We start from the raw sequence: 11,857 nt of genomic DNA on the forward strand, positions 1-11,857 counted from the left end.
TTAAGATGATTATTTTAGTCATCTTTAAGCGATGGGCCTGCGCGTGCGACCCTCGCGAATAGGTTGCAGGCAGTATCACGCTCAGCGACGGATGGCCCGCCGCCGAGACGGCGAGGGAATAGACAGCGCTTCAGCCGGACGGCGAACGTCATTTATGAATCCAATGGGTCGACTGATGGAGAGAGATGCGTGTCGGAGCTTTGAGTATTAGCGACAGGACCGAGCGCCCTGCAAAGCGGGAAATTGCGTCACACGATGGCCTGGGCACCGCGGGACCGACTGCCCCACGACCGAGTGTTCCGCTTTCCGACCGATGCGACTGGCGGCGCTCGTAACCGACGACCGGCCTGCACTCCCTCACCTGCCCGGCCGCACAAGCAACGGCGCGATATCGATGGTGTCGTCAAGCGGGGCGGTCGGATCCTCGCGGTTCCAGGCGACACCGAGGCCAATCTTGAAATTATTACTGGGTACCTTCGTCAACTTGAAACCGGGGTTCGGCAGATCCTGCGTCCATTCCGGCACCAAGTTGATGCCAAGCCCACCAGATTGTAAATAGACACCCGCAAAGATAACATTCAAGATCTCGGTCGTTTAGGGTGCGGTACCGTTGATCTAACGACAGCCAAGCAATCCGCGTCTGCCAAGAGCGATCTTGCCGTGGCCGGCAGCATGGCCATATAAGGCGCGATGACGTCTGATTCAAAGATTTTCGTTGGCCTGAGACCAACGCGAAACAAGCCGGCCGAACATCGGGACACAAACGGCCCGAGATGCCAATGGGATGGATGCGACAAACAAGGCGTCCATCGCGCCCCAGTGGGAGCGGATGCCGAGGGGCTATTCCTGCTGTTTTGTCGTAACCACGCAAAAGAATACGGCGAAGGCTACAATTATGTGACGAAACTGTCGAACCCCGTCACGGCCCGCTATCAGAGGGAAGCGGCAAGTGGCAGCCGCCCCAGCTGGGGCGTTAGAGTCGATCACTCTTCAGAAACTCCCCTTCCCTCCTCAATTCGCTCCGGGACCGCGAAGACGCTCAATGCGCGAAAAAGCGCTGCACAAAGCCAAGCAGCCAAAGCTGCCTTTCAATCCCGCAAACTTAAAGTGCTGGAAGCAAAAGCATTCGAAACGCTTGATCTTTCGCCAAACGCTACGCCGGACGAAATCAGAAGCCGTTACAGGCAGAGACTCAAGATGCACCATCCCGACGCAAACGATGGAGACCGCACGGCCGAGTCGGCTCTTCGGGCGACGATTGACGCTCATAAAATCCTAAAGCTCAACGGCTTCTGCTAGTTGCGATACGCGCTGGAAGCCTTAGTGGGAATGGAACCCACGGCCCCGCGGTCATGACAGTCAACTAGCACCGCAAATTCAGCGAAAATTGCGGCTCTTGATCTTCGAGGTATCGATATGAAGGTCCGGCACCTATCCCGAGCTCGAAACTATGCGGAGGCAGTTTAGACCTTCAAACGAGTCGCTGTCGATGGCGACTGTTCGAAAATAGCTGCGGTACGCTCAAGAGGCGTCGTGGAAAACGCAATAGCGAAAAAATAAGCTGCTGTGTCGATCAGGTTGTCGGATCGTCGACGGTTGGTGCGTCATATGTTCATTAGGTCACTCTCGATCTGAAGAATAACCACCAGGAGGACGCGATGTCTAAGAACAACATTTGTCTGTGGTACAACAAGGACGCCGAGGAAGCGGCCCGCTTCTACGCCAACACCTTCCCAGACAGCAACGTCGGAGCCATCATCCGGGCGCCGGGAAATTATCCCAGTGGAGAAGAGGGGGACGTCCTGGTCGTCGAGTTCACCGTGGCAGGTGTTTCCTGCATCGGATTGAACGGCGGCCCGATATTCAAGCACAGCGAAGCTTTCTCATTCCAGATCAGCACCGCGGATCAGAAAGAAACAGATCGCTATTGGAATGCCATCATCGGCAATGGCGGTCAGGAAAGCGAATGCGGTTGGTGCAAGGATAAATGGGGTCTGTCCTGGCAAATCACACCTCGCACCCTCACCGACGCGCTCGCAGCAGGCGGCGCAGAAGCCAAGCGTGCGTTCGACGCAATGATGACCATGAGGAAAATCGACGTTGCGGTGATCGATGCAGCACGCCGAGGGAATACCGCCCCATGATCAAAGGAGAGGGCGCTTAGCGCCTCCCCCCCTGCTGCGATCTGGGATCAAGCTTGCCGGCGTGGCACTAGTCGCAGGAGATGACACTTTCATAGCGGGATCATCTCCCATCGGCAGATTGGGTGCGACGTCCCCGAGTAATGCTCGCGCTCTGAACATGAGGCCCGTCGGCAATCGCCGGCGATCTCGACCGCATCAGTCTAGGAAAGCGTCCTTGCCTTCCGCCTTGAGGCGCGTAAGGCCATCCTTCTTCTGCCGCCGTCGTTCAGCCGAGAGGGTTGCCAGTTCGTCACATCCCGATGCCGCCGACAATGTGGCTGTTCGGCCATCGCGCGACTATCGGTTCGGTTTGCCAATGAGCTGACGAACCCGTTGTGGGCATATATCCGCTGCAGTTGAGCGGATTTGAACCCACCACTCCGGCATCGGTAAGATTTTGGCTCAATGTGACGCAATGTTGACGACCGACTGTCATCACCGGGTACAAAATCATTAGGGCAAGCACATCGTCTTTTCGGGTGAACTCCGCGGCCCAGGGAAATACACGGGAGGTGGATTTGGAAGAGGCGCAGCTTCAACTCGACGGCGGACGGCAAGCAGGGCCCGCACCGACATCGAGCCGCACCAGTTGACAGATATCCTACAAGTATATAAGTAACGCACTAATCTACGACACCAGAAAGTGACCGCATGACATTGAAATCGATGAAGCCGCTGACGCGCGCGCCGCTACTGCATGTCTCCGTGCAGGAAAGTCTGCGGGCCTATATCGACGACAATGGCCTTGCGCCCGGAACCCTGCTTCCGGCGGAAGGAGAGCTTGCCACCCAGCTCGGCGTCAGCCGCAACTCGCTGAGGGAAGGCATCAAGGCCTTGGAATCGCTCGGCGTGTTGGAGACGCGGCGCGGCGTCGGCATCTTCGTGAAGGCGTTTTCCTTCGAGCCGCTTCTCGACAACCTCGCCTACGGGCTCGGCGGCGCCCTGCGGCAGATCGAGGAAGTGCTCGAAATCCGGCGTACATTGGAAGTGGGATTGATCGGCAAGACGATCGATGTGATCGGCGAGGAGGACATCGCCGAACTGCGCGCCTCGGTCGACCGAATGCGCGCCCATGCCGAGCGGGGTGAAACCTTTGCGGCCGATGACCAGCTATTCCACCGGCTGCTGTTTCGCTGCCAGGACAATGAAACGCTCGTACGGCTGATCGATGTGTTCTGGCTCGCCTTCTACAAGGCCTCGGATTTCGTCAATCTTGAAAATACCGATCCGATGGCGACCTGGCGCGACCACGCGGCGATCGTCGATGCGATCGAGGCAAAAGATCTGGAGGAGGCGCGCCGGCGCCTGGATCGCCACTATGAGGGTATTGCCCGGGTGATTGCCAACAACAAGACAAATTCAAACATGGGAGGAACACATGAAAGGACTGTCTAGATTATCCGCTATCGCGCTTGCCGCCCTGCTGTCGACGGCCGCCGTTCCGGCTCTCGTCTCGGGCGTCGCCATCCAGGCCCGGGCGGCCACGCTGTCTGGCGGTTTCGATGTCGGCCCCGGCGGCTTCCAGGGCAACTTCAATCCGCTTGCCGCCACCGCCGGCTTCACCTGGCTCAGTATCTACTACGAACCGCTGATCACCTATGACGAGAAGCTGCAGAAGGTCGTAGGCGCGCTGGCAAGCTCTTACGAGGTCAGCCCGGACCAGATGACCTACACGTTCAAGCTGACGGACGCCAAATGGCATGACGGCAAACCGTTCACCGCCAAGGACGCGAAATTCACCATGGGCCTTGCGATGGATGCAAAGACCGGCTCGGTGCTCGCGGCTCGGCTGAAGGGCATATCGTCCGTCGAGACACCGGACGATCACACTGTTGTCATCAAGCTCAGCGCCCCCAGCAGCAGTTTTCCCGACACGATGACCAAGGTGATGATGCTGCCCGAGCATGCGCTCACCTCGATTCCGGCCGACCAGCTGGCGAAGAACACCTGGTGGTCCACCGCGCCGATCGGCACCGGGCCGTTCAAATTCACCAAATATGTCTCGGATCAGTATGTCGAACTTGCCGCAAACACCGATTATCGCGGTGGCAAACCCGCCCTGGAACGCGTCATCAATCGCTATTTCGCCAACCCGGCCGCAGCGATCGCGGCGCTGAGATCCGGCGAAATCCAGTTCACCTATGTCGATTCGAACGACGTGCCGACCTTCAAGGACAACAAGGACTTCAAGGTCATCGAAGGTAACTCTTTCGTCGTCAACTATCTGGGCTTCAACCACGATTCCCCGCTCTGGAAGGACGTGCGCGTCCGCCAAGCGGTGATGTATGCGATCAATCGCGATGCCATCATCCAAAGCCTTTATGGCGGCGCAGCCAAGCCAGCCAACTGCGCTTATGTCGCCGGACAGCTGATACCTCCTGATATCGACAGCTATGCCTATGATCCCGAGAAGGCCGAGAAATTGCTGGAGGACGCCGGCTGGGACCAGATCAACGGCGGCAAGCCGATCACGCTTCTGACCTATTACACCACGCCGCTTGCCACCAACGTGCTTGCCGCCGTCCAGGCGATGCTAGCCCAGGTCGGCATCAACATCGTCCCGCGCGCCGTCGATGCGCCGACCTATAACAGCATCGTGCTTAATGCGACGCCGGATATTGCCCAGTTCCAGATGGTTTACGCCGGGCTGCAGAACGGGCCGGATGCCGGCAGCATCAATGTCGGCCTCAACGAAAAGCAGATCCCTCCGGCCGGGCCGAACGTCGCCAGAGTTCGTATGCCCGATCTGACCAAGGCACTCGACAGCGCGCTTGCCGAGCCCGACAGCGCCAAGCGGGATGCCGCCTATCAGAACGTCTGCAAGGTGATGAACACGGAGCTGCCCTGGGCGACACTCTGGGTGGCAAACCGCTATGGCATCGTCTCGACCAAGCTGAAGGATTTTGTCTGGACGCCGGCGCCGGGCGGCGGCCCCTACCAGGCCGGCCCGCAGAAATGGTCGATCGCCGAATAGGCGTTTCCGCAAAGCCTTCAGGGTGGCTTCAGCCACCCTGACAAGACGGCTGGCAAGACAGCTGGCAAGACGGCCTGACAACACGGATTGACGATGCTCCGATACAGTCTCAGACGCCTGGTCATAGGAATAGGCATGCTCGTTGCCCTGAGCATGCTGATCTTCCTGCTGCTGCGCCTGACGCCCGGCGATCCGATCGATGCCTATATCGATCCGAACCTGCCGATGGCGCCGTCGGATCTTGCCGATCTGCGCAGAAGTCTCGGGCTCGACCGGCCCTTGCCCATTCAGTACATGGGCTGGCTGCAGCAGGCGCTGACCGGCAATCTCGGGTATTCGATCAAGCGTCTCGATCAGCCGGTTCTGGGCCTGGTGCTGTCGCGGATCGGCCCGACGGTACTGTTGATGGCCACCGCACTGGCCTTTAGCATCGTCCTCGGCATCGCCTGCGGGGTGATCGGCGCCGTCCGCCGGAATTCAATTGCCGATCTCTCCTTGTCGGTGGTTGCGCTTGCCGGCATTTCGAGCCCGGCATTTCTGAGCGCACTGATCGGCCTTTATATTTTCTCCGTCCGTCTGCACTGGATGCCATCGGGTGGCATGCTGACGCCGGGCGAGGAATTTTCGGTGAGCGACCTCCTCCATCATCTGATCCTGCCCGCCGCCCTTCTCTCTGTCGCGCAAGCCGCATTGATCATGCGGTACATGCGCGCTTCGCTGCTCGAAGTCCTGAACCAGGATTACGTGCGCACGGCCCGCGCCAAAGGCGTCCGCGAGTTCTGGGTCATCAGCAAACATGCCTTGCGCAACGCGCTTCTTCCGATCGTCACGCTGATCGGCTCCACCATCGGGCTTGCAATCGGCGGCGCGATCTTCATCGAGAGCGTCTTCAATTGGCCGGGCATGGGTCTTTTGCTCGTCGATGCCGTTCAGACCCGCGACTACCCCGTCATCATGGGTGCGACGCTCGTCATCGGCACCTGCGTCATCGTCGTCAATCTTCTGACCGACATCACCTATGCGGTCGTCGATCCGCGCATCAAGGTGGGCTGACCATGCTGGCACGCTCCCCAGAACATCGCAGCCCGGGGCCGCTTACCCGCGCCTTCAGCCGCTTCCTGCTCAACCACGCAGCCGTTGCCGGCGTCTGCATCGCCATTCCCATGCTGCTGCTGATCCTCTCCTATCCGCTATGGTGGGCATTCCAGCCAAACGATATCGATCTTCTGGCGATGAATAGCGGCCCGACGGCAACGCACTGGTTCGGAACCGACGGCGTCGGTCGCGATGTCTTTGCCCGCGTGCTCGAAGGCGGCCGGATTTCGCTGCTCGTCGCCGTCGCGTCGACCGCGCTTTCCGCGGTCATCGGTTTTCTGTTCGGGGCAATCTCGGCGCTTGCAGGCCGCTGGACGGACGCCGCCTCGATGCGCTTCGTCGATCTGGTGATGACCCTGCCGCCCGTCATCTTCTTGCTCGTGCTCGCCTCGATTGCCGGCACCGGCATCTGGCCGACAGTGCTCGTCATCTCCCTGCTCTCCTGGCCGCTGCTGGCGCGCATGATCCGCTCGCGGCTGCTGGAACTGCGTGAACGCGATTTCGTCATGGCCGCCCGTGGCATGGGTGCCGGCATCCGACATCTGCTCTTGCGCCATGGCCTGCCGAACTCGATCGATATCCTCGTGGTCTATGCAACGCTGCAGATCGCCAATGCCATTCTGCTCGAGGCGGGGCTGTCCTTCCTCGGGCTAGGCATCGCGCCGCCGGCGGCAAGCTGGGGCAACATGCTGAACGCAGCCCGCTCCACCGCCGTGCTCGAACAATATCCGTGGCAGTGGCTCTTCCCCGGCGCCGCGCTGATCCTCGCCGTGCTTGCCATCAACTTCATCGGCGATGGCCTCAGAGATGCCTTCGACCCGCGTGCCGAACTGAACTGACAATCGAAAGAAGCGAACATGACCAAATTCAAGGGTGTTGTCCCCCCCGTCGTAACACCGCTCAATCCGGATCTCACCGTCGACTATCCCTCCTATACACGTGTGCTCGAGCATCTGATCGGTGCCGGCTGCCACGGCGTATTCGTGCTCGGCTCGACGAGCGAAGTCATCTTCCATGACGACAAGACCCGGCGCGAAATCATCGAACATTCGGCCAAGGTGGTGAATGGCCGCGTGCCGTTGATCGTTGGCGTCATCGATCCGACCACGGATCGCGTCATCGCCCATGCCAAGGTCGCAAAGGCAGCTGGCGCCGACGCGGTCGTGGTGACGGCGCCATTCTATACCGTCACCGGCCAGTCCGAGATCCTCGATCATTTCCGTTATGTCAGAGATGCGGTGGACGTTCCGTTGGTCGCCTACGACATTCCGGTCTGCGTTCACGTCAAGCTGCAGCGCCAGACGGTCGTCACGCTTGCGAGCGAAGGCGCGATCATCGGCCTCAAGGATTCCAGCGGTGACGACGGCAATTTCCGTTATGCGCTCCTCGATCTTGCCGAACACAAGGACGTCTTCCTGATGACCGGCTCCGAAATCGTCGTCGACACCGCCCTGCTGATGGGCGCTCACGGCGTCGTTCCCGGCATCGCCAATGTCGATCCGCACGGCTATATCAGGCTTTGGAATGCCGCCCAGCGCGGCGACTGGGGCGCCGCGAGGAAGGAACAGGAGCGTCTCTGCCGCCTCTTCGAGATCGTTTGGGTCGCCCAGGGCCGCGTCAGCGGCGGGGCGGCAGGCATCGGCGCCTTCAAGGCCGCCATGCGCAGCCTCGGCATCATCGACACAGCCGTCATGCCGCGACCGCGTGCCAGCCTCAACGATGCGGAAACGACGCGGATCGACGAGATCCTGCGCGCAACCGGCCTGCTGAACTGAGCGAACCGATGGAACAGGCAGCCGAACCGGTACTCGATATCAGGGGATTGCGAACGATCTTCCGTATCCGCGGCGGCGAGATCACGGCGGTCAACGATATCGACCTGACCGTCGCCGCCGGCGAGACGCTGGCGCTCGTCGGCGAATCCGGCTCCGGCAAGTCGGTCACCAGCCTGTCGGTCATGCGGCTGCTCACCCGCAACATCGGTGTGATCGCCGCAGGCAGCATCCGCCTGACGACGAGGGACGGCGCAGCCCGGGACCTTGTTTCTCTCGACGAACAGAGCATGCGCAGGATCCGGGGCGACGACATCGGCATGGTGTTCCAGGAGCCGATGTCGAGCCTCAATCCGGTTTTCACCATCGGCGACCAGATCGCCGAGCCGATCCGCATCCATCGCCGGGCGAACCGCAAGGCGGCGATGGATGCAGCCGTCACGCTGCTTGAAAGCGTCGGCATCCCGGACGCCCGGCGCCGTGCCGGCCAATATCCGCACGAACTGTCGGGCGGCATGCGGCAGCGTGCGACGATCGCCATGGCGCTCGCCTGCGATCCGGCGCTTTTGATCGCCGACGAGCCGACCACGGCGCTCGACGTGACGATCCAGGCGCAGATACTCGATCTGCTGCTCAAGCTGCAGCGCGAGCGCGGCATGGCCATGCTCTTCGTCACCCACAATCTCGGCGTGGTCGCCGAAATCGCCCATCGCGTCGCGGTGATGTATGCCGGCCGCATCGTCGAAGAGGGGCCAGTCGGCGCAGTTTTCCGCCATCCGAAACATCCCTACACGATAGGCCTTCTCGCCTCCATGCCGCGCCTTGGCGACGCCGCGCGGATGAAGCAGGCCGGCGAAAAACTCGCCGCCATTCCCGGCATGGTTCCAAGCCTGATGAACATGCCGAGCGGCTGTGCATTTTCGCCGCGCTGCACATTCGCGATCGAAGCCTGTCGCGCTGCCGTTCCCGCGTTGGAACAGGTCAATCCGCAGCACCGCAGCCGCTGCATCCGATGGCAGGAGATCTAGATGAGTGCGCCGCTGCTCTCCGTCCGCGACCTCTCGAAACATTATACCTCCCGCGGGACGCGGCTGAACATTCTTCAGGGCATCTCCTTCGATATCGGCAAGGGCGAAGTCGTAGGGCTGGTCGGCGAATCCGGCAGTGGAAAGACCACGATCGGGCGTTCCGTCCTCCGCCTCGTCGAGCCTTCGTCCGGCAGCGTCTGCTTCGACGGCAATGAACTGACAACACTGACCGCCTCGGCGCTCAGACGCCAGCGGCCGCGCATGCAGTATATTTTCCAGGATCCGTTCGCCAGCCTGTCGCCGCGCATGACGATCGGCGAAATCCTGACGGAGGGCCTGAAGATCCAGGGAATCGGCAGCACCCCAGACAGGCTGGAACGGGCGCGGTCGGCCTTGGCCGAGGTCGACCTGCCCGCAGATGCGATCAATCGGTATGCGTATGAATTTTCCGGTGGCCAGCGCCAGCGCATCGGGATCGCCCGGGCATTGACGTTGTCGCCCGAATTCATCGTTGCCGACGAGCCGGTCTCGGCGCTCGACGTGTCGATCCAGGCACAGGTGATCAACCTGCTTCGCGACCTGCAGCAGCGGCTCGGTCTGACCATGCTGTTCATCTCGCATGATCTCGCCGTCGTCGAATATATCTGCGACCGGGTGATCGTGCTTTATCTCGGCCGCATCATGGAAGTTGCGCCGAGTGCCGATCTCTATGCGCGGCCGCAGCATCCCTATACGCGCGCACTGCTGTCGGCCATTCCGTCGCCCGATCCGGATGCCCGCCGTAACCGGCAAATCCTGAAAGGCGATATTCCAAGCCCGGCCGATCCGCCGAGCGGATGCGTCTTTCGCACGCGCTGTCCGAGCGCGCTCGAGGCCTGCGCCGGCGCCGTTCCGCAATTGCGGGAAGTGGCACCCGGCCACCTCAAGGCCTGCATCCGCGACGACCTCGACTGATCCGCCATCCATCGGAGAGAATAGATGACCGCCAAGACGCCGCATGCCGCTATCGGCGGAAACTGGGCGAGCCTGCTTTTGCCGATCGCTGCCGATGACAGCATCGAATTCGACAAGCTCGGCGACGAGATCGATATCCTCATCGAGGCCGGCGTCGACGGTATCTATTCGAACGGAACTGCCGGCGAATTCCACAATCAGACGGAGGAGGAGTTCGACAGGATCCAGGCAATGCTGGCCGAGCGCTGCAAGGCTTCCTCTGCGCCATTCGTGATCGGCGCCTGCCAGCCCGACCCACTGATCATGCTCAATCGCGTCCGGCGCGCCGCAGCGCTCGATCCCCGCGCCATTCAAGTGATCTTGCCGGATTGGTGGCCGCTCAGCGATGCCGAAGCAGTGGATTTCCTGAATCGCGCGGCCGAGGCTGCCGGAGGCATTCCGCTCATCCTCTACAATCCGCCGCATGCAAAACGGGTGCTGACGCCAAAGGAGCTGGGCATGGTCTGCGCTGCTGTGCCTGCGGTAATCGGCATCAAGCTCGCCGATGGCGACGACAGCTGGTACGCCGAGGCGCGCCGGCATCTGTCCGGGCTTTCGCTCTTCGTCCCCGGCCATCATCTCGCAACCGGCATCGAGGAGGGCGTCGCGGCCGGCGCCTTTTCCAATGTCGCCTGCCTCAGCCCCCGCGGTGCTCAGGCCTGGACGGTCTTGATGCGAAACGATATCGACGCCGCACTCGATCTGGAACGACGCATCTGCAGGTTTATGGACGCGCATATCGTCCCGTTTCGCCAGGAATTTGGCTATTCAAACGCCGCTCTCGACAAGCTGTTGAGTGCTATCGGCAATTGGGGACCCGTGGGCACCCGTTTGCGGTTTCCCTATCGTTCGATAGACACGACAGAAGCGATCAGGTTGCGACGCATCGCACGCTCCGAACTCCCCGATCTTTTCCCTTGAGTTTTTGCTTAAAGAGCGGGCTTGGCACGAAACTAGTCGCGTTGGCTCGCCTTGATGGGCGTCGAACCGAAGAGTCAAGATCCGATATGGCGTAGAACGAAAAGCTCTACCATCCCAGCCGGGCCGATATCTTGCTCGAGGCCTCCTTCAGCAGAACGATGAAGCGGTCGACATCGCTTTTTTGCGTGCGGAAGGCCGGGGCGCCGACATTCACCGCGGCGATCACGGAACCGTCGAATGCCAGAACCGGCACTGAGACGGAGACGAGTTGCTCGCTGACTTCACCGTAGCTCACACAAAATCCCTGGCGGCGGATTTTATCCAATTCAGCAATCAGCTTGCTGCGATCCGTGATCGTGCGCTTGGTCAGCCGCGGCAAAGTCTCGGGGATCATTTGCAACTGCACCTGAGGTTGGAGATAGGCGAGAAGCACCTTATACGAACCTGCCGTGAGCGGTCGTCTTCGGCCGATCATTGCCTGCACCCGCAAGTCGCGCATCGGTTCGAACTTTGCGATGCATAGGGATTCCCCATTGTCGATGATCCTGAGCTGTGTCGTTTCGTTCGCCTTCTGGCCTACTTCTTCAAGAATAGGATTGGCGATTCGCACCAGATCAACCTGTGTCGAGGCAGCGGTGCCGAGAATGATCGCAGTCGTCCCCAGCCGGTAAGTGCCTGTATCGCTCTTCCGGACCAGGCCGCGTCGTTCCAGTGTGCGTAACATGCGCAAAATTCTCGGCTTGGTTTCCCCGATGTTCTGCGCTACCTCAGTCAGTCTGACATCCGGGTTTTTGGCGACATTCAGCAATACCTCGATGCAGACGTCAACAGATTGCACGATATCGTTTTTTTGTGGTTGTCTTTTGTCCATGGGACCAGAATTTTCTCCGC

Annotated in this window: 11 protein-coding genes and 1 pseudogene; 10 read left to right on the plus strand and 2 right to left on the minus strand. The window is 60.5% G+C overall.

The window, feature by feature from the left end; genetic code table 11:
- Positions 1-357: 357 nt before the first annotated feature.
- Positions 358-561 (minus strand): annotated as a pseudogene (locus FFM81_RS25155) (LysR family transcriptional regulator); the annotation flags it as partial.
- 129 nt (positions 562-690) lie between these two features.
- On the opposite strand from FFM81_RS25155, the gene FFM81_RS25160 reads away from it, so the two are divergent.
- The 10 genes from FFM81_RS25160 (at position 691) to FFM81_RS25205 (ending at position 10,966) form a co-directional block, all read left to right on the plus strand.
- Complete coding sequence (locus FFM81_RS25160) at positions 691-1,299, plus strand: J domain-containing protein (protein WP_128398891.1); 609 nt, start codon at positions 691-693, stop codon at positions 1,297-1,299.
- 359 nt (positions 1,300-1,658) lie between these two features.
- The gene (locus tag FFM81_RS25165; RefSeq protein WP_128398890.1) at positions 1,659-2,144 is read left to right on the plus strand and encodes a VOC family protein; all 486 of its coding nucleotides are present in this window, start codon (positions 1,659-1,661) and stop codon (positions 2,142-2,144) included.
- A 690-nt stretch (positions 2,145-2,834) separates the two neighbouring features.
- Positions 2,835-3,578 (plus strand): FadR/GntR family transcriptional regulator, encoded by a 744-nt coding sequence (locus FFM81_RS25170; RefSeq protein ID WP_138386020.1) that lies wholly within the window; start codon positions 2,835-2,837, stop codon positions 3,576-3,578.
- Positions 3,562-5,157, plus strand: coding sequence for an ABC transporter substrate-binding protein (locus FFM81_RS25175; protein WP_138386019.1), 1,596 nt, complete (start codon positions 3,562-3,564; stop codon positions 5,155-5,157). The genes FFM81_RS25170 and FFM81_RS25175 overlap by 17 nt, the downstream gene beginning before the upstream one ends.
- 93 nt (positions 5,158-5,250) lie before the next feature.
- Positions 5,251-6,210: an ABC transporter permease gene (locus FFM81_RS25180; protein ID WP_037092124.1), complete on the plus strand. Its 960-nt coding sequence runs from the start codon at positions 5,251-5,253 to the stop codon at positions 6,208-6,210.
- A 2-nt stretch (positions 6,211-6,212) separates the two neighbouring features.
- Positions 6,213-7,091 carry an ABC transporter permease gene (locus FFM81_RS25185; protein ID WP_138386018.1) on the plus strand — a complete coding sequence of 293 codons (879 nt, stop codon included), beginning with the start codon at positions 6,213-6,215 and terminating at the stop codon, positions 7,089-7,091.
- Between the two features lie 18 nt (positions 7,092-7,109).
- On the plus strand, positions 7,110-8,027 hold the full coding sequence (locus FFM81_RS25190) for a dihydrodipicolinate synthase family protein (RefSeq protein WP_003568657.1): 918 nt from the start codon (positions 7,110-7,112) through the stop codon (positions 8,025-8,027).
- An 8-nt stretch (positions 8,028-8,035) separates the two neighbouring features.
- Positions 8,036-9,052 (plus strand): ABC transporter ATP-binding protein, encoded by a 1,017-nt coding sequence (locus tag FFM81_RS25195; protein ID WP_003568656.1) that lies wholly within the window; start codon positions 8,036-8,038, stop codon positions 9,050-9,052.
- Positions 9,053-10,006, plus strand: a complete 954-nt coding sequence (locus FFM81_RS25200; RefSeq protein ID WP_138386017.1) for an ABC transporter ATP-binding protein — start codon at positions 9,053-9,055, stop codon at positions 10,004-10,006.
- 24 nt (positions 10,007-10,030) lie between these two features.
- Positions 10,031-10,966 (plus strand): dihydrodipicolinate synthase family protein, encoded by a 936-nt coding sequence (locus FFM81_RS25205; RefSeq protein WP_138386016.1) that lies wholly within the window; start codon positions 10,031-10,033, stop codon positions 10,964-10,966.
- A gap of 106 nt (positions 10,967-11,072) precedes the next feature.
- On the opposite strand, the gene FFM81_RS25210 is transcribed toward FFM81_RS25205, so the two are convergent.
- A complete protein-coding gene (locus FFM81_RS25210; protein ID WP_003568651.1) occupies positions 11,073-11,837 on the minus strand; it encodes an IclR family transcriptional regulator in 765 nt (254 codons plus the stop codon).
- Between the last annotated feature and the right edge of the window lie 20 nt (positions 11,838-11,857).

It is taken from the genome of Rhizobium hidalgonense (assembly GCF_005862185.2).
In the GTDB taxonomy this organism is placed as follows: domain Bacteria; phylum Pseudomonadota; class Alphaproteobacteria; order Rhizobiales; family Rhizobiaceae; genus Rhizobium; species Rhizobium hidalgonense.

Excerpts from the sequence above, each read along its gene's own strand:
- FFM81_RS25170 (WP_138386020.1), top strand. The coding sequence starts at position 2,835 with ATGACATTGAAATCGATGAAGCCGCTGACGCGCGCGCCGCTACTGCAT.
- FFM81_RS25200 (WP_138386017.1), top strand. The coding sequence starts at position 9,053 with ATGAGTGCGCCGCTGCTCTCCGTCCGCGACCTCTCGAAACATTATACC.
- FFM81_RS25195 (WP_003568656.1), top strand. The coding sequence starts at position 8,036 with ATGGAACAGGCAGCCGAACCGGTACTCGATATCAGGGGATTGCGAACG.
- FFM81_RS25210 (WP_003568651.1), bottom strand. The coding sequence starts at position 11,837 with ATGGACAAAAGACAACCACAAAAAAACGATATCGTGCAATCTGTTGAC.
- FFM81_RS25190 (WP_003568657.1), top strand. The coding sequence starts at position 7,110 with ATGACCAAATTCAAGGGTGTTGTCCCCCCCGTCGTAACACCGCTCAAT.
- FFM81_RS25175 (WP_138386019.1), top strand. The coding sequence starts at position 3,562 with ATGAAAGGACTGTCTAGATTATCCGCTATCGCGCTTGCCGCCCTGCTG.
- FFM81_RS25205 (WP_138386016.1), top strand. The coding sequence starts at position 10,031 with ATGACCGCCAAGACGCCGCATGCCGCTATCGGCGGAAACTGGGCGAGC.
- FFM81_RS25160 (WP_128398891.1), top strand. The coding sequence starts at position 691 with ATGACGTCTGATTCAAAGATTTTCGTTGGCCTGAGACCAACGCGAAAC.
- FFM81_RS25180 (WP_037092124.1), top strand. The coding sequence starts at position 5,251 with ATGCTCCGATACAGTCTCAGACGCCTGGTCATAGGAATAGGCATGCTC.
- FFM81_RS25165 (WP_128398890.1), top strand. The coding sequence starts at position 1,659 with ATGTCTAAGAACAACATTTGTCTGTGGTACAACAAGGACGCCGAGGAA.
- FFM81_RS25185 (WP_138386018.1), top strand. The coding sequence starts at position 6,213 with ATGCTGGCACGCTCCCCAGAACATCGCAGCCCGGGGCCGCTTACCCGC.